This is a genomic window from Actinacidiphila sp. bgisy160, from assembly GCF_057707815.1.
In genome coordinates this window covers 412,673-433,715 of the sequence record NZ_JBYIQW010000001.1, presented here as the reverse complement: position 1 = coordinate 433,715, position 21,043 = coordinate 412,673, and the positions used below count along the sequence as shown (strand labels likewise).

Annotated in this window: 20 protein-coding genes, 1 tRNA gene and 2 pseudogenes; 14 read left to right on the top strand and 9 right to left on the bottom strand. The window is 74.0% G+C overall.

From position 1 onward, the window contains the following. Window positions 1-74 precede the first annotated feature (74 nt). Window positions 75-1,040 (top strand): DUF1152 domain-containing protein, encoded by a 966-nt coding sequence (locus AC3EUJ_RS02080; RefSeq protein ID WP_431959106.1) that lies wholly within the window; start codon window positions 75-77, stop codon window positions 1,038-1,040. Window positions 1,041-1,067: 27 nt separating this feature from the next. On the opposite strand, the gene AC3EUJ_RS02075 is transcribed toward AC3EUJ_RS02080, so the two are convergent. Both AC3EUJ_RS02075 and AC3EUJ_RS02070 read right to left on the bottom strand, forming a co-directional pair. Next, a complete protein-coding gene (locus AC3EUJ_RS02075) occupies window positions 1,068-2,000 on the bottom strand; it encodes an SDR family NAD(P)-dependent oxidoreductase (RefSeq protein ID WP_431959105.1) in 933 nt (310 codons plus the stop codon). 85 nt (window positions 2,001-2,085) lie between these two features. Next, on the bottom strand, window positions 2,086-3,300 hold the full coding sequence (locus tag AC3EUJ_RS02070) for a L,D-transpeptidase (RefSeq protein ID WP_431959104.1): 1,215 nt from the start codon (window positions 3,298-3,300) through the stop codon (window positions 2,086-2,088). A 216-nt stretch (window positions 3,301-3,516) separates the two neighbouring features. Between AC3EUJ_RS02070 and AC3EUJ_RS02065 the strand changes: the two genes are divergently transcribed. From AC3EUJ_RS02065 to AC3EUJ_RS02025, 9 genes and pseudogenes are all read left to right on the top strand, one after another. Then, window positions 3,517-4,713, top strand: coding sequence for a lipid II:glycine glycyltransferase FemX (locus AC3EUJ_RS02065; protein WP_431959103.1), 1,197 nt, complete (start codon window positions 3,517-3,519; stop codon window positions 4,711-4,713). Further along, window positions 4,710-6,389, top strand: a complete 1,680-nt coding sequence (murJ, locus tag AC3EUJ_RS02060; protein ID WP_431959102.1) for a murein biosynthesis integral membrane protein MurJ — start codon at window positions 4,710-4,712, stop codon at window positions 6,387-6,389. The genes AC3EUJ_RS02065 and murJ overlap by 4 nt, the downstream gene beginning before the upstream one ends. A gap of 17 nt (window positions 6,390-6,406) precedes the next feature. Then, a complete protein-coding gene (locus tag AC3EUJ_RS02055) occupies window positions 6,407-7,087 on the top strand; it encodes a response regulator (RefSeq protein ID WP_431959101.1) in 681 nt (226 codons plus the stop codon). 7 nt (window positions 7,088-7,094) lie between these two features. After that, window positions 7,095-8,564 (top strand): ATP-binding protein, encoded by a 1,470-nt coding sequence (locus AC3EUJ_RS02050; protein WP_431959100.1) that lies wholly within the window; start codon window positions 7,095-7,097, stop codon window positions 8,562-8,564. After that, a complete protein-coding gene (locus AC3EUJ_RS02045) occupies window positions 8,561-9,091 on the top strand; it encodes a GerMN domain-containing protein (protein WP_431959099.1) in 531 nt (176 codons plus the stop codon). The genes AC3EUJ_RS02050 and AC3EUJ_RS02045 overlap by 4 nt, the downstream gene beginning before the upstream one ends. Before the next feature lie 265 nt (window positions 9,092-9,356). Then, window positions 9,357-9,596, top strand: a pseudogene (locus AC3EUJ_RS02040) (ATP-binding protein); the annotation flags it as partial. Window positions 9,597-9,643: 47 nt separating this feature from the next. After that, a complete protein-coding gene (locus AC3EUJ_RS02035) occupies window positions 9,644-10,495 on the top strand; it encodes a class II glutamine amidotransferase (protein WP_431959098.1) in 852 nt (283 codons plus the stop codon). A 46-nt stretch (window positions 10,496-10,541) separates the two neighbouring features. Next, the gene (locus AC3EUJ_RS02030) at window positions 10,542-11,171 is read left to right on the top strand and encodes an RNA polymerase sigma factor (protein ID WP_431959097.1); all 630 of its coding nucleotides are present in this window, start codon (window positions 10,542-10,544) and stop codon (window positions 11,169-11,171) included. Beyond that, a complete protein-coding gene (locus AC3EUJ_RS02025; RefSeq protein WP_431959096.1) occupies window positions 11,168-12,262 on the top strand; it encodes a CU044_5270 family protein in 1,095 nt (364 codons plus the stop codon). The genes AC3EUJ_RS02030 and AC3EUJ_RS02025 overlap by 4 nt, the downstream gene beginning before the upstream one ends. Here AC3EUJ_RS02025 and AC3EUJ_RS02020 read toward each other — a convergent pair. Both AC3EUJ_RS02020 and AC3EUJ_RS02015 read right to left on the bottom strand, forming a co-directional pair. Next, the gene (locus AC3EUJ_RS02020) at window positions 12,234-12,428 is read right to left on the bottom strand and encodes a hypothetical protein (RefSeq protein ID WP_431959095.1); all 195 of its coding nucleotides are present in this window, start codon (window positions 12,426-12,428) and stop codon (window positions 12,234-12,236) included. The two genes, AC3EUJ_RS02025 and AC3EUJ_RS02020, sit on opposite strands and share 29 nt — an antisense overlap. A 27-nt stretch (window positions 12,429-12,455) precedes the next feature. Then, a complete protein-coding gene (locus AC3EUJ_RS02015) occupies window positions 12,456-13,178 on the bottom strand; it encodes a Clp protease N-terminal domain-containing protein (protein ID WP_431959094.1) in 723 nt (240 codons plus the stop codon). A 135-nt stretch (window positions 13,179-13,313) separates the two neighbouring features. Between AC3EUJ_RS02015 and AC3EUJ_RS02010 the strand changes: the two genes are divergently transcribed. Continuing rightward, window positions 13,314-13,391: transfer RNA gene (locus tag AC3EUJ_RS02010), tRNA-Pro, on the top strand. A gap of 28 nt (window positions 13,392-13,419) precedes the next feature. Here AC3EUJ_RS02010 and AC3EUJ_RS02005 read toward each other — a convergent pair. Beyond that, complete coding sequence (locus AC3EUJ_RS02005; RefSeq protein WP_431959093.1) at window positions 13,420-14,376, bottom strand: NADP-dependent oxidoreductase; 957 nt, start codon at window positions 14,374-14,376, stop codon at window positions 13,420-13,422. A 70-nt stretch (window positions 14,377-14,446) separates the two neighbouring features. Between AC3EUJ_RS02005 and AC3EUJ_RS02000 the strand changes: the two genes are divergently transcribed. Continuing rightward, window positions 14,447-15,391: a GlxA family transcriptional regulator gene (locus tag AC3EUJ_RS02000; protein ID WP_431959092.1), complete on the top strand. Its 945-nt coding sequence runs from the start codon at window positions 14,447-14,449 to the stop codon at window positions 15,389-15,391. Between the two features lie 312 nt (window positions 15,392-15,703). On the opposite strand, the gene AC3EUJ_RS01995 is transcribed toward AC3EUJ_RS02000, so the two are convergent. From AC3EUJ_RS01995 to AC3EUJ_RS01985, 3 genes and pseudogenes are all read right to left on the bottom strand, one after another. Continuing rightward, complete coding sequence (locus AC3EUJ_RS01995) at window positions 15,704-16,165, bottom strand: transglycosylase SLT domain-containing protein (protein ID WP_245939151.1); 462 nt, start codon at window positions 16,163-16,165, stop codon at window positions 15,704-15,706. Between the two features lie 321 nt (window positions 16,166-16,486). After that, window positions 16,487-17,260, bottom strand: coding sequence for a putative protein N(5)-glutamine methyltransferase (locus tag AC3EUJ_RS01990; protein ID WP_431959091.1), 774 nt, complete (start codon window positions 17,258-17,260; stop codon window positions 16,487-16,489). Between the two features lie 231 nt (window positions 17,261-17,491). Beyond that, window positions 17,492-17,786 (bottom strand): annotated as a pseudogene (locus tag AC3EUJ_RS01985) (hypothetical protein); the annotation flags it as partial. A gap of 375 nt (window positions 17,787-18,161) precedes the next feature. Between AC3EUJ_RS01985 and AC3EUJ_RS01980 the strand changes: the two are divergent. Continuing rightward, entirely contained in the window at window positions 18,162-18,635 is a 474-nt protein-coding gene (locus AC3EUJ_RS01980; protein WP_431959090.1) for a hypothetical protein, read from the top strand. 147 nt (window positions 18,636-18,782) lie between these two features. On the opposite strand, the gene dnaN is transcribed toward AC3EUJ_RS01980, so the two are convergent. Further along, window positions 18,783-19,877 carry a DNA polymerase III subunit beta gene (gene dnaN / locus AC3EUJ_RS01975; protein WP_431959089.1) on the bottom strand — a complete coding sequence of 365 codons (1,095 nt, stop codon included), beginning with the start codon at window positions 19,875-19,877 and terminating at the stop codon, window positions 18,783-18,785. A gap of 439 nt (window positions 19,878-20,316) precedes the next feature. On the opposite strand from dnaN, the gene AC3EUJ_RS01970 reads away from it, so the two are divergent. Continuing rightward, window positions 20,317-21,039, top strand: coding sequence for a DUF4142 domain-containing protein (locus AC3EUJ_RS01970; protein WP_431959088.1), 723 nt, complete (start codon window positions 20,317-20,319; stop codon window positions 21,037-21,039). The last annotated feature ends 4 nt before the right edge of the window (window positions 21,040-21,043 follow it).

Below are 21,043 nucleotides of genomic sequence, written 5' to 3'. Positions count from 1 at the left end.
CGGTCAGGCGCCGCGCCCGCCACGGACACGGAAATCCGCTGCCCCGGAGCACGGCCCGCTGTTACCGTCCCCCGGTGTTCTCCCTCCTCGAACCCGCCCTGTTCACCCGGCTGCGCGACGCACGGCGGGTCCTCGTCGCCGGGGCCGGCGGCGGCTTCGACGTCTACGCCGGGCTGCCGATCGCGCTCGCGCTGCGCGAGGCCGGCAAGGAGGTCCACCTGGCCAACCTCTCCTTCGCCGACCTGTACGGCCTGGACCGCGACGTGTGGCTGGACCACGACGTCGCCGCCGTGCGCCCCTCGACGGCCGCGCGCGGCGACTACTTCCCGGAACGGACCCTCGCCCGCTGGCTGGAGTCGCAGGGCCTGCCCTCGACCGTGTACGCGCTGTGCCGTACCGGCGTCGAACCCCTGCGGGCCGCCTACCGGGCGCTGATCGGCCACCTCGGCGGCGTCGACGCGATCGTGCTGGTGGACGGCGGCACCGACATCCTCATGCGCGGCGACGAGAGCGGACTCGGCACTCCGGAGGAGGACATGGCCAGCCTCGCCGCGGTGGGCGGGCTCACCGGCGTCCCGCAGCGGCTGGTGGCCTGCCTCGGCTTCGGCGTCGACGCGTACCACGGGGTGAACCACTCCCTGGTGCTGGAGAACCTGGCGGCCCTGGAGCGCGACGGGGCGTACCTGGGCGCGTTCTCGCTGCCGCGCGACAGCCGTGAGGGGCGGCTCTACCTCGCGGCGGTCGCGCACGCCCAGGAGGAGACCCCGGACCACCCGAGCATCGTCCACGGCTCGGTCGCGGCCGCGGTGCGCGGCGACTTCGGGAACGTCCGGTTCACGGAGCGCACCAGGAACAGCGAACTGTTCGTCAACCCGCTCATGGCGGTCTACTTCTGCGTGGACGCGGTGGGCCTGGCCGCCCGCAACCTCTACCTCGACCGGCTGGAGCAGACGCAGCTCACCCGCCAGATCAGCTCGATCGTCGAGGAGTTCCGCGACGGCCTGCCGCGCCAGCGCCCGCCGCGGACCTTCCCCCACTGACCCACCCGCCCTTCGCCCAGGAGCGGGTCAGCCCCTCACGCCCGCCGCGAGCGCGTCCAGCGACACCTGCCACAGCAGCGCGGCCGCGGCCGGGTCCAGCGCGTGGTCGGCGACGCCGCCGGAGGTGCCGGGGATGTGGCGGTGGGCCTCGGCGCAGTCCTCGAAGTAGCGCCCGCCGACGCACTCCAGCCGGGGCGCGGTGGCGACGAACACGACGGTGGCGGCGCCCTGTTGCGGGGTCTTGAAGGTGTGGCCGCCGGACGCGTGGGCGGCGTCGAGGGCCTCGCGGGTGAGATGGCGGGACAGGTTGGTCCCCAGCACCGCCCCCGGGTGGACGGCGTTGACGGTCACGCCGTCGGCGGCCCAGCGACGGCTGGCCTCCACCGCGAAGAGGACGTTGGCGGTCTTGGACTGGGCGTAGGCGAGTCCGGCGTCGTACGGGCGGTGATGGAAGTGGATGTCGTCGAAGTGCACGGGGCTGCGCAGGTGGGCGACCGAGCTGAGGGAGACCACGCGGGCGCGGCCCGCGGCCGCGAGGGCCGGGTGGAGGCGGACGGCGAGCGCGAAGTGCCCGAGGTGGTTGGTCGCGAACTGCAGCTCCCAGCCCTCGGGCGTGTGCGTCTGCGGGGTCATCATCACCCCGGCGTTGTTGACGAGGACGTCCAGGGGGCCGTGCCAGGCGGCGGTGAAGGCCCCGACGGAGCGCTGGTCCGCCAGGTCGAGCGGGGCGACCAGGACCCGCCCGCCGCCACCGGCCGCGATGTCCGCCGCCGCCCGCTCGCCGGCGGCGGTGTCCCGCACGGCGAGGGTGACCTCGGCACCCGCTCCGGCCAGGGCGCGGGCTGCCTCCAGGCCGATGCCGGAGGCCGCGCCGGTGACGACGGCGCGGCGGCCGGTGAGGTCGATGCCACCGACGACCTCGGCGGCGGTGGACTGTGCGGTGAAGCCGGAGCCGGTCATGGCCGTGCCTTCCTCTCGGCGGTGCGGTGGTGCCACCCCTTCCAGGCAACCACCGCGGGCCGTCCCCGGCGCCCCCGGACGAGGATCAGCGCAGGGCGCTCTTCTCCCGCCACCGGTCCCAGTCCACGTTCCAGTCGCCGAAGCCGTTGTTGGGCGCGACCGTGCCCTTGGCCTCCGACCCCGTGATCTCGAAGGGGTCGCCGACCCGGACCTGGGAGTACAGCCAGTCCGCGTCGGCGTCGCTCATCCCGACGCAGCCGTGGCTGCGGTTGGCCCGGCCGAAGAACGCGGCGTTCCAGGGGGCGGCGTGCGCGTACATCCCGGACCAGGTGAGCCGGATCGAGTCGTCGACCTTCTGGTCGTAGGCGTCACCGAGGCCGACGGTCTCGGAGTTCATCCGGACCGTGCCCTCCTTGGCCAGCACCACCGCCGTGCCGCGCCAGGAGCCGGTGTCCGGGCCGGGGGTGCCGCCGGAGACCGGGAACGTGCGCACGGTCCGGCCGTCGCGCCGCAGGGTGAGCCGCTTGCGGTCGAGGTCCACCTTGACCACCTGGCGGGCGCCGACGGTGAAGGAGGTCTTGTAGTCGCGGACGAACCAGCCACCCCGGCCGGAGTCGGTGCCGTCCAGACGGGCGTCCAGGGTGACCTCGGTGCCCGGTCGCCAGTACTCCCTGGGCCGCCAGTCGACCCGGTCCCGGCCGGAGTAGTCGGTCAGCCAGCCCCAGGAGCCCTCGGTGCCGTCGGAGGTGGTGACCTTCAGCTGCCGCTCCACGGCGGCCTTGTCGGTCACCGGGTTGTCGAAGACCAGGGAGATCGGCTGGGCCACGCCGACCGTGGTGCCGTCGCCGGGCCGCCAGTCCACCTTGTTGACCTTGCCGGCGGGGGCCGTGGTGAAGCTGGACTGGCTCTTGCCGGTCGTGCCGCCCGGGGTGCGGGTGACGGCCTCGACGGTGTACGAGGCGCCGGGCACGACGTTGCGGTCCGAGGTCCAGGTGCGGCGGTCCGCGGACAGTTCGCCGGTCAGGCCCTTGCCGTGCGGCCCGGCGACGGTGACCGTCGTCAGGGTGCCGCCCTTCGCGGTGACCCGGACGGGCTCGCCGGCCCGGACCCGCCCGCCGTGCGGGGTGACGGCGACGGTCACCGGCCGCTCCTTGTGCTGCTCCCCGTCGCCGCCCGCGTGCGTCACCGCCGGGGCGCTGCCCGAGCAGGCGGTCAGCACGGCGGCCAGTGCGACGGCGGCAGCCACGGCGGCGGCGCGGGGACGGGGCCGGCGTATCGGGCCCACGCGTTTGCGGGACAACGGAGACCTCCGGGAGGGACGGACGGGGAGAGCGGCCGGGAATCGGCCGGACCCAGGGGACTCTAGGCCGCCGAATGCCCTGGTGGAGGGCCTGGGAGCGATATGACGGCAGTTGCGGGGAAACGGTCATGGTCCGGTCACATTCGCCGCTCGGGGCGGTCACGGAGGGCTGTGAGCCTTGCTGTGTTCCCACCGACCACACCCAGGGAGGCGCAAGTGTCAGCGCTGCTCGTGACGGCGGGCTGCGGCCCCCGGCAGGCCTGGCTCCGGCCGGTCGACGCCGGAACGTACCGCTCGTTCCTGGCGTCCAGAACCGGCTCGGCGCTCGGCCCCGGCTTTCTCCAGTGCCCGTCGTGGGCGCTGGTGAAGCCGGGATGGCGGGCCCGGTTGCTCGGCTGGGGCCCCGGGGACGGCGCGGGGCACGGTGAGCTGCGCGGGGTGGCGCTGGTGCTGCTGCGGCAGTTCCCCGGGACCCGGAAGTCGTTCGCCTACCTGCCCGAGGGGCCGGTCGCCGACTGGGCCGACCCGGACATCGACGCCTGGCTCACGCCGCTCCTGCGCCACCTGCGCGGACTCGGCGCGTTCGCCGTGCGCATCGGCCCCTCGCCCGACCACCGGCGCTGGGACGCCACCGCGCTGAAGGCCGCCACAGGTCTCGGCCGGCGCCTGTCGGACGTCCTGGCGTGCGAGGTCGACCCGCTCGGCACGGTGGTGGCCGAGCGGCTGCGGGCCCGCGGCTGGCGGCGCTGCGGCGGTGACGGGCCGGACGGCGGCGGGGACGCGGACGCCCAGCCCCGCCATGTCTTCCGGGTCCCGCTGGCCGGCCGCAGCGCCGACGACCTGTGGTCGGGGCTCAACCAGGAGTGGCGCCGCAACATACGGCGGGCGCGCAGGTCGGGCGTCGAGGTGACGGTCGGCGGCGCGGCCGACCTCCCCGAGTTCTTCCGGTTGCTGCGGATCACCGAGGAGCGCGACGGTTTCCGGCTGGGCCGCTCGCTGGAGTACTACCAGCGTCAGTACGCGGCCCTCAACGCCGAGCAGCCGGGACGGATGAAGCTCTACCTCGCCCGCCACGAGGGCGAGGTGCTCGCCGCCCACACCATGATCACGGTGGGCCGGCGGGTCTGGTACCAGACCGGCGCCTCCGCGGACCACCGCCGAGAGGTCCGTCCCTCCAACGCCCTGCAGTGGCGGATGCTCCGGGACGCCCACGAACAGGGCGCGCTGGAGTACGACATGCGCGGAGTACCCTCCACACTCGACCCGCAGGACCGGGCGTTCGGTCTCACGCGATGGAAGCTCGGCACCGGGGGGCAGGTCGTCGAGACCCTGGGGGAATGGGAGACGGCCTTGGACGGCACCGCCAACCACACGCTCTACCGGGCGTTCCAGGCCTACATGGCGCGCCGGTGAGCGCCCCCGCGGCGGCGCGCCCGGCCGACGGGCCGGCCGCCACGGCCGGGGCCCCCGCGGCCGGCTCGGTGCTGCGCAGCGGCGCCGTCATGGCGGCGGGCTCGATGGTCTCCCGCGCCACCGGCTTCGTGCGGTCGGCGACCGTCGCCGCGGCGCTCGGCGTGGGCCTGGCCGCCGACGGCTACTCGGTCGGCAACTCGGTGCCCGCGATCGTCTACACGCTGCTGCTGGGCGGCGCCCTCAACGCGGTCTTCGTGCCCGAACTGGTGCGGGCCGCCAAGGAGCACCAGGACGGTGGCGCCGCCTACACCGACCGGCTGCTGACCGTGTGCACCGTCGCACTGCTGCTGATGACGACGGCGGCCGTGCTCGCCGCGCCCGCGATCGTGGCCGCGTACACCGGCTACACCGGGGCGCAGGCGGCGACGACGGTGGCCTTCGCGCGCTCCTGCCTGCCGCAGATCCTCTTCCTCGGCCTGTTCACGCTGCTCGGGCAAGTGCTCAACGCCCGCGGCCGGTTCGGCGCGATGATGTGGACGCCCGTCCTCAACAACCTGGTCGTCATCGCCGTCTTCGGCCTCTATCTGGCCACGGCCGGCACCGGCGGCGGACTGACCGCCGCCGAGACCGCGCTGCTCGGCTGGGGCACCACGGCCGGCATCGCGGTGCAGGCGCTGGCGCTGGTGCCCTCGCTGCGGGCGGCGCGCTTCCGCTGGCGGCCGCGGTTCGACTGGCGGGGCAGCGGGCTGGCCCGGCCGTTGCGCTCCGCCGGGTGGCTGGTGCTGCTGGTGCTCACCAATCAGGTCGCCTACTGGGTGGTGACCCGGCTCGCCACCTCCGCCGGACAGCGCGCCGCGGCCCTCGGCATCGACGGCGGCGCCGGCTTCACCGCGTACAACAACGCCTATCTGCTGTGGGCCGTGCCGCACGGCATCGTGACGGTCTCGCTGGTCACCGCCCTGCTGCCGCGGATGAGCGCGGCGGCGGCCGACGGCGACCCCACGCGGGTGCGCCGCGACGTCTCGTACGCGCTGCGCAGCAGCTCCGCGATGGTGGTGCCCGCCGCGTGCGCGCTGCTGGCGCTCGCCGGGCCCGCGATGGCCCTGGTCTTCGAGCACGGCAGGACGGACGCCGCCGACGTCGCCGTCATGGCGAACACGCTGGTGGCCTTCGCCCCGGGCCTGGTCGCCTTCTCCGGGCAGTACGTGCTGTCGCGCACCTTCTACGCGCTCGGCGACACCCGGACCCCCTTCCTGCTCAACCTGGTGATCTGCGGGCTCAACGCGGGCCTGTCCGTCGCCGCCTACCTGCTGCTGCCCGCGCGCTGGGCGGTTACCGGCATGGCGGCGGCGTACTCGGTGGCGCTCTTCGCGGGCTGGGCGGTCACCGCGTACGTGCTGGACCGCAGGCTGGCGGCGCCGGACGGCGGTCGCGGGCCGTGGCGGTCGCCGACCGCGGGCGCGCTGGCCCGGCTGCTGCTCGCCGCGGTGCCGGCCGCCGCCCTGGGCCGGCCGACGGCGGACCTCGCCGCGCCGCTCGGGCCGCTCGCCGCCGCGGTGGCCGGGGCGGCCGTCGTCGTGCTGGTCTTCGCGGCCGCCGCCCGCCCGCTGCGGCTTACCGAGGTCGAGGCGGCCCGGCGGGTGGTGCTCGGAAAACTTCGGCGCGGTGCAACATGAGTTGCGATACTCCGCTCATGCCACGCGTGCTGCTGATCGAAGACGACCCTTCCGTGCGAGAAGGTGTCGAACTGGGCCTGCGCCGCCGCGGTCACGAGGTACGCACGGCCGCGACCGGCGAGGCCGGGCTCACCGCCCTCGGCGAGTTCCAGCCCGATCTACTGCTGCTGGACCTGATGCTGCCCGGCATGAACGGCGTCCAGGTCTGCCGGCAGGTGCGCGAGACGAGCCAGCTGCCGATCATCATGCTCACCGCCCGCGGCGACGACTTCGACGTGGTCGTCGGGCTGGAGGCCGGGGCCGACGACTACATCGTCAAACCCGCCCGCACCGAGGTGATCGAGGCCCGCATACGGGCCGTGCTGCGCCGCATCGAGGAGCCCGGGGGCCGCCCCCCCGTCGAGTTCCATGGCGACCTCGCCGTGGACCGCGCCGGGCTCGGCGTCGCCAAGTCCGGGCGGCGGCTGGCGCTCGCGCCCTCCGAGCTGAAGCTGCTGCTGTTCCTGTCCGCCGCGCCCGAACGCGTCTTCAGCCGGCAGCAGTTGCTGGAGAACGTATGGGAGCACAGCTACCACGCGGACGCCCGGCTGGTCGACGCCTGCGTCCGGCGGCTGCGCAACAAGATCGAGGACGTTCCCGGCAGTCCCCGCTACATACAGACGCTGCGCGGCTTCGGCTACCGCTTCGGGCCGCTGTGAGCACCCGGTGATCCGCCGCAGGGCCCGCATCGGGCTGCGCAGCCGGCTGGTGCTGGCCTTCCTGCTCGTCGCCGCGGTCAGCGCGGGCACCACCGCGGCCCTGACGTACCGCGAGGCGCGCAACGCCATACTCGAACAGGCCCAGGACACCGCCGTCGCCTCCTTCCGCGAGCAGGCGGGCACCCTCGGCACCCCGCTCCCGATGGACCGCCTGGCCCTCCAGGAGGTGCTGCGCGACATGGCCCGCAAGGGCAAGCCGCGCACCTGGGTGGTGTTCGCCGAGTACGGCTCGATGCGGGTCTCCTCCGGCACCAGCCCCGTGTCGACCGTCATCACGCCCGAACTGCGCCGCGCGGCGCTGGCCAATCCGCGGGGCGTCTTCCAGCGGGTCGACAAGGACGGCACCCCCTGGCTGACGATGGCCGTGCCGACCGTCTTCAAGACCGGACTGTCCGCCCGCCCCACCGGGCTCGTGCTCTACGCCGTGATGCCGCTGACCACGGAGGAGGACGACATCCGGGCGATGCTCACCGCCGCCCGCGACGGAGCCCTGCCCGCGCTGGCCATCGCCCTGATCCCGGCCCTGCTCGCCGCCCGCAGCGTGCTCCGCCCGGTCCGCGAGCTGCGCACGGCGGCGCAGCGCATGGGCCGCGGCGAGCTCGACACCCGCATCCCCGTCAAGGGCAGCGACGAACTCGCGGACCTCGCCCACACCTTCAACGACTCCGCGCTGCAACTGGAACGGTCCGTAGAGGAGTTGCGCCGCGCCGAGGCCAGGGCCCGCCGCTTCGCCTCCGACGTATCGCACGAACTGCGCACCCCACTGTCCGGGATGCTCGCGGTCACCGAGGTCCTCGACGAGGACGCCGAGCGGCTCGCCCCGGACACCGCGGCCGCGGTCCGCCTCATCAGCGCCGAGACGGGCAAGCTCGCCGTCCTGGTCGAGGACCTGATCGAGATCTCCCGCTTCGACGCGCGGGCCGCCGAACTCAACGCCGACGAGGTCGACGTCGCCGAGACCATCCGCAAGACCCTGGCCACCCGGTACTGGACGGATCCCGCGCAGGTCGCCACCGAACTTCCCCCGGGCATCCGGGCCCGGCTCGACCCGCGGCGCTTCGACGTCGTGGTCGCCAACCTCGTCGGGAACGCGCTGCGCCACGGCAGCACCCCCGTCCGGGTACGGCTGCACACCGAGGCTCACGACGGCGGCCCGGCCCGGTTCGCCGTCGAGGTCGCCGACAGCGGCCCCGGCATCGCCCCGGACGTCCTGCCGCACATCTTCGACCGCTTCTACAAGGCCGACGCTGCCCGCACCCGCTCCGCGGGCAGCGGTCTGGGCCTGGCCATCACCCTGGAGAACGTCCGTCTCCACGGCGGCACGGTCCGCGCCGCCAACCGCCCGGGCGGCGGCGCCGTCCTCACCGTGCGGATGCCGCTGGACGTCCCCCGTGCGGCCGGGGAGGCGACGCGGTGAGCCGCCGGTCCGTCCCGGCCCTCGCCGCGGCCCTCGCCGCGGCGGCCCTGCTGACCGGCTGCGGGGTCACGGGCTCCGGGGTCGTCGAGGCGGGCGGCCCGGCCACCGTGGAGGCCTTCCCCGGAGCGGGGGCCCGGCTGACGCTCTTCTTCCTCTCCCCCGAGGGCCGGCTCACCCCGGTCCTGCGCGGGACCGGCTACGACCCGCAGACTGGACAGGTGCCGACCGCGAAGGCCGTCAGCGTGCTGCTGGAAGGGCCCGGGTCCCAGGAGGGCGCGGCGGGACTCGGCACCGGGCTGCCCGCCACCACCGGGCCGGTGGACGTCACGTCGTCCCGCGGCACGGTCCGGATCACGCTCCCGTTCCCCGTGCGGGGCCTGAAGGACAACGCCGTGCGCCAGGTGGTGTGCACCGCCGCCTACGCCGAGGGCCGCGAGGACGCCGTCGACGTCGTCCTCGCCGGCCGCGACGGCGTCCTCCCACCCGCCCGCTGCGGCGGCGCCCTGCCCGGCGCGGCCTCGCCCTGACCCCGGCCGGTGCCGACCTGCGGGCACGCGCCAGGAGCGGTAGAAGTGGAGGAGGGCCCAGGCGCCCGCGTCCTGGAGGGGGCCGGAAGAGGACGGGCGAGAACGGCGACGGATGGCGATGCGAGATTCCAGCCTCGACGACGAATTCGACGGCGGCCTCCCTCCCCGGCCCGATCCGGCCGTTCCGGCCACGGCCGCCATCGACGCCCACGGCATCATCACCGGCTGGAGCAGTGAGGCCGAGCGGCTGCTCGGTCGCGCCCCCACGTACACCGTGGAGCAGGTGGTCGGCGAACTCGTCACCAACGCCCTCCGGTACGGAACCCCGCCCGCCGGGCTGCGCGTCATCCACAACTCCGACGCGCCCCACCTGCGCCGGACCCGGGCCCTCGACGAGGGCGGCCGCGGACTGCTGCTGGTGGCGCGGGTCACCGGACGCTGGGGGACGCGTCATTTGCAGCGGGGCAAGACGATCCGGGCGGAGGCCGCCCTGGCCGACGACTGAGGAGGGCCGGCCCCCGAGGACGGCGGACGAGGAAGGGAATGGTGCTCATGTGCCGGTGGCTCGCCTACACAGGCACGCCCATGCTGCTCGACAACATCCTCTACAAACCGCGGCACTCCCTGATCGACCAGAGCCTGCACTCCCGGATGGGCGTCGAGACGACCAACGGGGACGGCTTCGGCATCGGCTGGTACGCCACGGACCACCTGGACACCCCGGCGATCATCCGGGACATCGGGCCCGCGTGGAACAACCGCAACCTGCGGGAGATCTCGCGCCACGTCACCTCGCCGCTGTTCTTCGCCCACGTACGGGCGTCGACGGGCACCGCGATCCAGCAGACCAACTGCCACCCCTTCCGGCACGGCCGGTGGCTGTGGATGCACAACGGGGCGATCACCGACTTCCACCGGCTGCGCCGCGACCTCTCGCTCGCCGTCGACCCGGCGCTGTTCTCCTCCATCGAGGGCTCGACGGACTCCGAGGTGATGTTCTTCCTCGCGCTCACCTTCGGCCTCGACCAGGACGCGCCCGGCGCCGTGGCGCGGATGGCCGGGCTGGTGGAGCGGACCGGCCACGAGCACGGGGTCGAGTTCCCCGTCCAGATGACGTTGGCGGTCACCGACGGGGAGAGCCTGTGGGCGTTCCGCTACTCCAGCGAGCGCACGTCGCGCTCGCTGTTCTACAGCAGCAGGGTGGACTCGCTGTGCGATCTCCACCCGGACCTGTGGTTCCTGCAGGGCGTGTCGGAGGAGACCCGGCTCGTGGTGTCCGAGCCCCTGGGCGACCTGCCGGACGCCTGGCACGAGGTCCCCGAGAGCACCTTCGGGGTGGTGCGGCCCGGGCAGGACGAGCTGATGCCCTTCGAGCCCGCGGCCCCCGACGGAATCGCGGCGTGACGCGGGTCACGGGAACCCGCGGGCGAGCGACGGACAGCCGACAGAAGTGACCACTGATGTACGTACCCGGGTACGGGACGGGGACCCCGCCGCCTTCGCGGAACTGTTCGACGCGTACGCCCGTACCGTCTACAACCACGCCTTCCGGCTGACCGCCGACTGGTCGGTCGCCGAGGACGTGATGTCGGCCACCTTCCTGGAGGCCTGGCGGCTGCGCGCCCGCGTCGACCCCGAGGGGGGCTCGCTGCGGCCGTGGCTCCTGGGTGTCGCCACGAACATCGCGCGCAACCACTGCCGCGGAAATCGCCGTTACCGGGCCGCGGTCGCCGCCGGGGCCCAGGCCGGGGCAGCCGCCCTCGAAGTGCCCGACCACGCCGACCTCGTGGCCGGCCGGGTCGACGACCGGCGCCGCATCGCCGCCGTCCTGGCCGCCCTCGCCCGGCTGCGCCGCGCCGAGCGCGAGGTGCTGACGCTGTGCCTGTGGGAGGGCCTGGAGTACACCGAGGCCGCCGAGGCCCTCGGCGTCCCGGTCGGCACCGTGCGCTCGCGGCTGTCCCGGGCCCGCACGAGACTGCGCAAACTCGCCGACGCGGAGATGGAACCCGCCGGCCGCCGCCGACAGACAGAAGGGGACCGCACGAACGCGGTCCGGCCCGCACAGGAAGGAATCCGATGAACGCCCATCCCTCGGAATGGGAGGAGACCGCCCGTCTCCTGCCGCGCGTGGAGCGGGATCTGCCGGCGGACCGTCACCAGTTGCACAAGGAGCGTCTGATGACCCGGATCCACGAGGACCTCGCCGCGAGGCCCGGCCCGTCCCCCGCCGCCACACGCCCGGCCGCGCGCCGCAACCCCTTCCTGCGCCGCATGGTCCTCGTCCCGCTGAGCGCGGGCGTACTGGCCGGGGCCCTGGCGACCGGCCTGTTCGTGTTCGGCGGCGCGGAGGGCACCGGCGCGGGCGGCCGCTCCGGCACCTCCGCCGCGGGCCCCGCCCTGACCACCCGCCTCGGCACCGCGGACCCCAAGGGCGCCGCCCGTCTGCTCGACACCGCCTCGCTGGCCGCCGCCGAGTCGCCCGCCACGCCGGTGGGCGACGGCCAGTACATCTACATCGAGTCGAAGTCGGCCGGCACCGTCGTGCGGCACGTGGGCGACACGACCAGCCTGGCCGGCACCCCGCTGCACCGGCGCCAGGTCTGGGAGTCCCGCGACGGCAGCGACGGCTGGCTGATCGAACCCGGCACCACCGGCCCGGAGGGCGTGACCCTGGCGGGCACCGACGAGCAGGGCAACGTGCCCGGTCCGACCCTGAACGCGCCGAGCTACGACTACCTCAGCACCCTGCCCACCGACCCCGACGCCCTCCTGGCCAAGATCTACAAGGAGACGAAGGGCATGGGCAACGGCCCCGACCAGGAGGCCTTCACCACCATCGGCGACCTGCTGGGCGAGAGTTACCCGCCGGCCACGCTGACCACCGCGCTCTACAAGGCCGCCGCCAAGATCCCCGGTGTGGTCGCCGTGGACGACGCCGTGGACGCCACCGGGCGGCACGGGGTCGCGGTGGCCCGGCTGGACGAGGCCAGCGGACAGCGCACCGAGTGGATCTTCGATCGGAAGACCCACGTCTTCCTCGGCGAGCGCACCGTCCAGGCCGAGCGGGACCCCGACGGGGTCCTGCCGCGCGGCACGGTCGTCTTCACCAACGCGGTGCTGAGCCGCTCCGCCGTGGACGGCATCAAGCAGCTGCCCGGCGCCACGGGCTGAGATCCTCCGCGGCCACCGCGGCGGCCGGAACGGCGGCCACCGCCTCCGGAGGACCGAACGGCCGGATCACCGGCCCGGCGAGCACGAGGAGCAGCAGCGCGACGGACAGCGCCTCCGCGATCGTGGTGTTCCGTTCCTCCCGGGTGGGACCGTGATGGCCCCTCATGGAGCTGCGGGCCACCCGGGACACCGCTCACCCCTCTTCTTGTGTGCCGCCCACGATCTCGGCCAGCGCCTCGGCGACGTGGCGCTCGGTGGTGGCCTTGTCGAGGCCGAGGGAGGTCAGCGGGCCGTCGCCCGCCTCCAGTTCGAGGAGGGCGAGGAGGAGGTGCTCGGTGCCGATGTAGTTGTGGCCCAGGCGGAGGGCCTCACGGAAGGTGAGTTCGAGGACCTTGCGGGAGGCGAGGTCGTACGGGACGAGCTCGGGGACCTCGTCCACGGCCGCGGGGAGGGCCGCGGTGAGGGCGGTGCGGGCGGCGTCGGGGGTGACGCCCTGGGCCGTCATGGCGAGGGCCGCGAGGGCCTGGGGCTCGCTGAGCAGCCCGAGGGCGAGGTGCTCGGGGCGGACCTCGGGGTTGCGGGCGGTCTGGGCCTCCGCGTGGGCGGCCATGACGACCTTGCGGGCGCGTGGGGTGAAGCGCGAGAAGCCCTGCGAGGGGTCGAGGTCGGGGAAGCCGAGGTCCTTGGGGACGAAGCGCTTCTGGGCGGCCTGCTTGGTCACGCCCATGCTCTTGCCGATGTCGGTCCACGAGGCACCGGATCGCCGGGCCTGGTCGACGAAGTGTCCGATGAGGTGGTCGGCGACCTCGCCCAGGTGCTCGGCGGCGATGACGGCGTCCGAGAGCTGGTCGAGGGCGTGGGGGTGGGCCTTTTTGATGGCTTCGATCAGATCGTCGAGCCGGATCTGCTGCGTCATGCGTCAACGATAGGTTGACACCCCTCTGTCGTCAACCAAAGGTTGACGACAGAGGGGTGTCAATCAGTGGTGCCCCCGGCCTCGGGTGCGCCGGCCTGGGGCACATGTCCCAAAAACCTCGGCCCTGCGGGAATCGCACGCGGGGTCCCTCGACCGGCGCGCAAGACCCGGCTCGGGACCGGGTGGACGCAGGTTCGAGCCCTGCCCCGGTGCCCGTACGGCTCGCAAGCCCACGGATGTGTCAGCGCACGGTGAGGACGAGCTTCCCGGTGGTGCGTCCCGTCTCCAGGGCGGCGTGGGCCCTGGCGGCCTCGGACAGGGGGAAGGTGTCGGCGACCGTGACACGCAGGGCACCCTCCTCCACCAGGTGGGCGATCGCGGTCATGCCGGCGTGGTCGGCCTCGACGATCATGCCGGCGGCACGCACGCCCAGACGGTCGGCCTCCGCGAGGAGTTCGGGCATGCCGATCGGGAGGAGCGTGACGAGCAACCCGCCCTGGCGCAGGGTGCGCAGGGAGCGGAGGGACTCGGGGCCACCGAGGGGGTCGAGGACGACGTCCACGTCGCGGACGGCCTCGGCGTAGTCGGCCGAGCGGTAGTCGATCAGTTCGTCGGCGCCGAGGCCGCGCAGGAAGTCGTGCTTGGCGGCGCTCGCCGTGCCGAGGACGTACGCGCCGCGGGACTTGGCGATCTGGACGGCGACGTGCCCGACGCCTCCCGCGGCCGCATGGACCAGCACGCGCTGCCCGGGGCGGACCCCGGCGACGTCGACGAGCGCCTGCCAGGCGGTGAGGGCGACCAGCGGGACCGCGGCGGCCTCCACGTGGCTCATGGTGGACGGCTTCCGGGCGAAGGCACGGGCGGGCCCGGTGACGTACTCGGCGTGGGAGCCCACACCGTGCGGGTAGGGGAGCATGCCGAAGACCTCGTCACCGGGCCGGAAGAGGGCGACTCCCAGCCCGGCCTCCTCCACGACACCGGAGACGTCCCAGCCGAGGACGGGCGGCGGGCCGCCGAGGAAGAGCCCGGTCTGCCGGTGCTTGGTGTCGGTGGGGTTGAGCCCGGCGGCGTGGACGCGGACGAGCAGTTGCCCGACGCCGGGAGTGGGACGCTCCAGCTCCGCCTCCCGCAGTACCTCGGGTCCGCCGAGGACGTCCTGGGTGATCGCGCGCATGGTGCGAGGGGTCGTGTCGTTCATGCGCTCCAGCCTGCCGACCGGCGGCGCGCGGAAAAATGGCCTGGTTGCCATCATCCGATAAGTTTCTGCCATGCATCGTGTGGTCGTCCTCGCCCTCGACGGCGTCTATCCCTTCGAGCTGGGCATCCCCAACCGCGTCTTCGGCTCCGCCGGGAACCGCTACGAAGTGCTGACCTGCACCGCCGACGGGCGCCCCGTGCGCACGGACTCGGACTTCTCGGTGGCCGTCGAGCACGGCCCCGAGGTGCTGGCCACCGCCGACACCGTCGTGATCCCGCCGTACGACCAGGCGCGGATCACCGCGGAGCTCCCCGCCCCGGTCGCCGCCGCGCTCGGCACGATCCGGCCGGGCACCCGCATCGTCTCCATCTGCACGGGGGCCTTCGCGCTCGCCGCCGCGGGACTCCTCGACGGCCGCCCCGCCACCACCCACTGGGCCCTGGCCGACGACTTCCGCCGGCTGTTCCCCCGGGTGGCCCTCGACGCCGACGTGCTCTTCGTCGACGACGGCGACCTCCTCACCTCGGCCGGCGCCGCCTCCGGTGTGGACGTCTGCCTGCATCTGGTGCGCGCCGACCACGGCAGCGCGGTGGCCAATTTCGTCGCCCGAGTCTGCGTCGTACCGCCCTGGCGGGAGGGCGGCCAGGCGCAGTACATCGAGCAGCCCGTGCCCGGACCCACCGACACCGGCACGGCGGCGACGCGGCAGTGGGCGCTGGAGCACCTCGACCTGCCGCTCACCCTCAGCGACCTCGCGGACCACGCGCGGATGAGCCTGCGCACCTTCGCCCGGCGGTTCCGGGACGAGGTGGGGGTGAGCCCGGGGAAGTGGCTCATCCAGCAACGGGTCGCCCGGGCCCGCCATCTGCTGGAGTCCAGCGACCTCCCGGTCGACCGCATCGCCGGCGAGGTGGGCTTCGCCACCGCGACCTCCCTGCGGCAGCACCTCCACGCCGCCATCGGGGTCTCCCCCCTGGCCTACCGCCGCACCTTCCGGGCCACCGCCACCCGTTGACGCACCCGGCCCGGGGGGGGCCGCGATGGCTGCCGACCGTCCACTCGGCACCGGGTATCGGCACCGAGGTGTCCGGGCACGCGCGGAGCAGGGCGGCCAGGTCCTGGCGGCGTGCAGGACCTCGGCCTCGGCCGGGTGGTCAGGGGCAGCACCGTTCGCCAGTCCAGGCCCGGGACGGAAAGCCGGACGCGAAACGGTGGGCGGACCGTGACCCGGAAAAGCGGGCGGAATACGGGAAGGGGAAAAGAGGGAAGCCCCCGGGCAGCCGTGGCCGCCGGGGGCGTCCCCAGGAAAGCTTTCGCGCGCGGGCGATCAGTACGCCGAGTTGACGTTGTCGATCGTGCCGTAGACGTGGGCCGCGTAGTTGCACGCGGCGGTGATGTTGGCGACCGGGTCGTAGATGTTCCACGAGGTACCGGGGACGTGGTAGGCCTTGAACGTCGGGTCGATCACCTGCATCAGACCCTTGGAGGGAATTCCCTTGGCAGCGTTCGAGTCCCAGCCGTTGATGGCGTTCGGGTTGCCCGAGGACTCACGCATCAGGTTCTTGTAGATCCCGTTGTAGGTGCCCGGGATGCCGTTGGCGCGCATCACCTTCAGGGACTCGTTGATCCACGTGTTGACGGAGCCCGACTGCGCCGTGGTGGCGGCGGAGGCGGTGGGGGCCATGGCCACGCCACCGGCGACGACGGCGACGCTGGCGGCAGCGCAGCCGAGGGAGATCTTCTTGGCCTTGGCGACGCGGTTGAGCTTCGACATAGCGGAGATCTGCATTCGAGAAATTCCTCTTCCGTGGGGTACGCCATGAATTGTTGGCCGACTTAAATCCCGGGGTCAATGCACCCCTCTTACTAACGGGATTAGTTGTGGGACCAGGGACGAAAGTCCCGCCACTCAGGCGTGGGAAGGGGATTCCGGGACGGCGTCTACTAAGCAACCCCGAAAGTGGCGCACGCCATATCGGCTACGTCACACGCAGACCCAGACAAATCGCCCATTGAGTGACGCAGGCCATGTGGCCTGCGTCACTTATCAGGGCCTCGATTTACTCGAAGAAACGACGGATTCACGCACAGCGAGGATCTCCGGCCCCGGCTACGCCGCAGGGGCCGAGGCGATCACGACCGTCGCGTACAGCTCCTCCGACACCACCACCCGCGCCTCCAGCCCGGCCCGGGCGACCGCGGCGACGGCGGCCGGGGCCTGCTCCTCACCGGTCTCGAAGAGGAGCCTGCCGCCCGGCGCGAGCCACGCGGGCGCCGCGGCGGCGACCCTGCGGAGGACGTCGAGGCCGTCGGCCCCGCCGTCGAGGGCGACCCGGGGCTCGTGGTCACGGGCCTCGGGGGGAAGGAGGGCGACGGCGCCGCTGGGGACATAGGGCACGTTCGCGACCAGGACGTCGACGCGGCCGCGCAGCCGCGCGGGCAGGGGGTCGTAGAGGTCGCCCTCGTGGACGTGGACGCGGCCGTCCGCCGCGGCGAGGTTGCGGCGGGCACAGGCGACCGCCACCGGGTCGATGTCGACCGCGTGCAACAGGGGCCGGTCGAGCGTGGCGGCCAGGACGGCGCCCACCGCGCCGGAGCCGCAGCACAGGTCGACCACGACGGCGCCGGGCCGGCCCAGGGCGCGCCCCAGCGCGGCGGCCTCGCGGGCGAGGAACTCCGTACGGCGGCGCGGGACGAAGACCCCGGGGGTGACGGTGATCCGCAGACCGCAGAACTCGGCCCAGCCCAGGACATGTTCGAGCGGGAGGCCGGTCACCCGGCGCTCCACCATGGCGGCGAGCTCACCGGGTGTCCGGGCGGCGGAGACGAGCAGCCGGGCCTCGTCCTCGGCGAACACGCAGCCGGCCGCCCGGAGCACGGACACGACCGGCGCGAGGGACGCCGAGGACGGGACGGAGGGATGAGGACCGGCGGGAGATGGGCCGGAGGAAGAACCGGAAGGAGAAGAACCGGCGGAACATGGGCCGGAAGGAGCCGGCGAGGCGGAGGACATGGAGGCCTTTCGGGCGCCGCGGGGCGCTCTCGACGGCCTAGGTCGTCCGGACCACGGGGCCGCCGGGGGAGAGCACCCAACCTGACATGGCGGTAATGGGTCTCACCTCCTCGGTCCGTCCACTGCTGGGGACCGCAACGTTACCCCAGCCCCCGGCACCAGGCCCACCCCCAGGGCCGCGACGGCCGCCCGCGGGTCGTCGGCGTGGAAGCGCAGGACGCGGGCCTCCGGCGGGCGCCCCGAGGGGGCGCAGGAACGTGACGGGTTCGGTCAGTTCGACCGTCACCGTGGTCTGGCCGCCGACGACCTGCCTGGTGACCAGGTCGACGGTGCCGTCATCGGCGAGCGTGACGAGCCGTCCGTCGGGGAAACGCCGGTCGACACGCGCGGCGGCGATCTTTCCCGGCCGCTGTCCGTGCCCTGGCGGTCGCGCCTGACGTCAGCGCGTCCACCCGTCACCACCCACCGCAGCCGTGGCGCAGAGGCGCTCCCGGCGGAACAGCGACCGCGGCCCTGCCCGCGCTCGCACTGGCCGTCACCTGCCTGCTCGCCGCGGGACCGGCCGCCCAGGCCGCCCCCCATACCCCCGCCACCGGGGACGCGCCGTGCCGGTGGAGTGCACGGTCTGGGCCGCGGGGGACCGGCTTCGTGGTCGACGACACCGCCCTGAACACGGGCCGACACCCGCCTGCCCGCGGAAGATCCCGGTCGCCGAGAGGCGGCCGGGACCCTTTTGCGCGTGTGACACGTCAAAGCGGAAAGGAGGCCATCCATGCGTCATACGACAGCCGCGGCCGTCGCGGCGACCGCACTCCTGCTGACCGGCTGCGGAACGCAGTCCGGCGGCCCCGCGGGCGACAGCCCCAGCGGCTCCCCGAGCGGCACCCCCAGCGCGGGAACCGGGACCGGTACGGGCGGGGCCTGTGCGGCCGAGGCCGCGCTCACCGCCGCGGACACCGGCCGCACGGTCTGCGTCACCGCCGGCGGCACGGTCCGCGTCACCCTCGACGGCACGCCGGACCGCCCCTGGTCCCCCGTCACCAGCGAGGGCCACGCCCTCGCCCCCACCAACGCGGGCATCGGCGCCCCGCGCGGCGACACCATCGCCGCCTACCGCGCCACCGCCGCCGGCACGGCACGGCTCACCTCCACGCAGCCGCTGTGCGCCACACCCACCGCCCCGGACCAGGTGGCCTGCCTGGGACTGCGCGAATGGACGGTCACCGTGCGGGTCACCAACGGCTGAACGCGCCCTCAGCGCAAGGAGGTTGCACGGCGCCAGGCAACGGGCGGGGCACGGTGTCCCCATCGCCGGGCGAAGCGGCGGTGACGGATCGGCGCAGCCCGCCGATGCCGTCGCCGCCGGGAGCGGGCCCGCCCGTGCCGCGGGCGGTCACACCAGCGGCTTCACCGACATCAGCAGGTGCCGCTGCCTGCCGGACGGGTCCGTCAGGAGCGCTCGTTGGCCGGGGCCCAGGAGCCGGAACTCGACGACGGACGCATCGAAGGATGCCAGGGCGTCCACGAGGTAGGCCGGGTTGAACGCGACGGTCATCCCCTCGGCGCCGGCCAGGTCGGCCGGCAGCCGCTGCGAGGCCACGTCGTCCCCGTACCCGGCGCGCAGCTGGACCCGGCCGGCGGAGAACTCCAGTTGCAGCGGGCCCTCCCCCTCCGCGACGACCGCGACCCGCTTCACGGCCTCGGCCAACGGTTCCCGCTCCACGCTCGCCACGAGCGGGTCGGGCAGCGCGAACAGGGTGTCGTGGCGGGGCAGCCGGCCCTCCAGCAGCCGGGTCGTGACGTGCCGGTCGGCGTGCTCGAACGCGACGCGGCTCCCGTCCCACGCGACGCGGAGCGCGCCCGCCCCGCCGAAGGACCGGGCGATCTCGGCGAGCCGACGGGCCGGTACGAGGACGTCGGCCGTGGCGTCCGGCGCTCCGGTGGCCCAGTCCAGGGTGCGCACCGCGTAGCGGTAGCGGTCCGTCGCGGCCAGGGTGATCGTCCCCTCGTCGAACGCCAGCCGGACGCCCGTCAGGACCGGCAGGGTGTCGTCGCGGCCCGCGGCGGGCACGACCTGCGCGACGGCCGCGGCGAAGGCGTCCGCGTCCACGCTGCCGCGCGGTGGCGGCGACGGCGCGGGGGCGGGATGGTCCTCCAGCGGCAGCAGCGACAGCCCGAACCGGACGTCGCCGCAGGTCACGGTGAGGCGCGTGTCCTCGACCGCGCACTCCACCACACCCTTGGGGAGCACACGGCAGATGTCCAGCAGGCGCCGCCCCACGACCAGGGCCCGACCGGCCCGAGCGGTCTCCGCCTCCGCCGTGACGGCGGCGGAGGCGTCGTGGTCCGCCCCGAGAACGCGCAGGCACCCCCCGTCGGCCTTCAGCAGCAACCCGCCCAGCACGGGCACCGGGGACCGTGCCGGAAGCACGCGGGCCGCCCAGGCCACGGCGTCGGTGAACGCGCTCCGCTCGATGCAGAACTCCACGGTTCCGCCCCTCCCTCGTCGGTGACGGAAGCGACCCTAGACGCCGCCACTGACATCGGCGCCGCCCCGCGGTTCAGCCGTGGACCCGGGCGAGGGGGTCCCCCACGACACCCCGCGTCCCCCGGCATACGCACACCCTGCGGCCCGCCGCCACCGCCGGTGGGCCCCCGTACGGCGGACCCGGCAAACGCCCCGGGTGCCGGCGCGGTGGCAGACATCCGCCTCGCACCCCCGGCGGACGACCGCGTCACGGGGAACCGTCTCCCCCGCCCAAGACCGGGGAGCCATAACCCGCCCTCCCGCACCCCTTGCACAGGCGAAAGTTTGCACCGTATCAACTATCACCGCCCGCGCTCCGGGAAACCGCGCAGGAGTACCGCCGCGCCGCGACGGCCTCTACCGTCCGGAAGCGCGTACGAATCCCGACCCAGGAGGCGCGATGAAGGCCAACCGGTTCACGGCGGGGACCGCCCTGGTCGCCGGAGCGCTGGTGTGCACGATCGCCGCGCTCGTGTACCCCGCGATGTCCGGGGTGAAGGTCGCGGCGTCCTCCCCCGAGGCGCAGGCGGTGTCCACCCCGTACGGCCCGCTGACCCCCCTCGACCGGGAGTTCGTCGTCAAGGTGCGGCTCGCCGGGCTGTGGGAGTTCCCCGCCGGGCAGATGGCGGAGCAGAAGGGCACGACGCAGGCGGTCAAGACCGCCGGACGGCACCTCGTCGACGGGCACACCGCGCTGGACAGCGCCGACCGCACGGTGGCCGCGCAGCTCGGCATCCCGCTGCCCAACCAGCCCACGCCGCAGCAGATGGGCTTCCTCGGCACCCTGTCCTCCGCCTCCGGCGGCGACTTCGACAGCAAGCTCGCCAACATCCTGCGGCTGACCCACGGCCAGATCTTCAACACGATCGCCAAGGTCCGCTCCACCACCATGAACAGCCTCGTACGGCAGCTGGCCGACCAGGCCAACGACACCGTGCTGGACCACATCACGGTCATGGAGCGGACCGGGCTGGTGGACTTCCCGCAGATCGTCGCCCAGACCACCGCGAGCCCCACCACGGACCCCAGGGACCTCGTCGCACCGACACCCGTCCCCGGTGAGCCGACGCTCGTCGTCAACCCCTCGGCGGCGCCGCCCTCGGCCGCGCCGACCATCGGGTGAGCCC

Bases quoted from the DNA above. Each gene is read 5' to 3' on its own strand.
- AC3EUJ_RS02075 (WP_431959105.1), bottom strand. From the start codon at position 2,000: ATGACCGGCTCCGGCTTCACCGCACAGTCCACCGCCGCCGAGGTCGTC.
- AC3EUJ_RS02055 (WP_431959101.1), top strand. From the start codon at position 6,407: ATGCCACGCGTGCTGCTGATCGAAGACGACCCTTCCGTGCGAGAAGGT.
- AC3EUJ_RS02035 (WP_431959098.1), top strand. From the start codon at position 9,644: ATGTGCCGGTGGCTCGCCTACACAGGCACGCCCATGCTGCTCGACAAC.
- AC3EUJ_RS02025 (WP_431959096.1), top strand. From the start codon at position 11,168: ATGAACGCCCATCCCTCGGAATGGGAGGAGACCGCCCGTCTCCTGCCG.
- AC3EUJ_RS02020 (WP_431959095.1), bottom strand. From the start codon at position 12,428: ATGAGGGGCCATCACGGTCCCACCCGGGAGGAACGGAACACCACGATC.
- AC3EUJ_RS02015 (WP_431959094.1), bottom strand. From the start codon at position 13,178: ATGACGCAGCAGATCCGGCTCGACGATCTGATCGAAGCCATCAAAAAG.
- AC3EUJ_RS02005 (WP_431959093.1), bottom strand. From the start codon at position 14,376: ATGAACGACACGACCCCTCGCACCATGCGCGCGATCACCCAGGACGTC.
- AC3EUJ_RS02000 (WP_431959092.1), top strand. From the start codon at position 14,447: ATGCATCGTGTGGTCGTCCTCGCCCTCGACGGCGTCTATCCCTTCGAG.
- AC3EUJ_RS01995 (WP_245939151.1), bottom strand. From the start codon at position 16,165: ATGCAGATCTCCGCTATGTCGAAGCTCAACCGCGTCGCCAAGGCCAAG.
- AC3EUJ_RS01980 (WP_431959090.1), top strand. From the start codon at position 18,162: ATGCGTCATACGACAGCCGCGGCCGTCGCGGCGACCGCACTCCTGCTG.
- AC3EUJ_RS01970 (WP_431959088.1), top strand. From the start codon at position 20,317: ATGAAGGCCAACCGGTTCACGGCGGGGACCGCCCTGGTCGCCGGAGCG.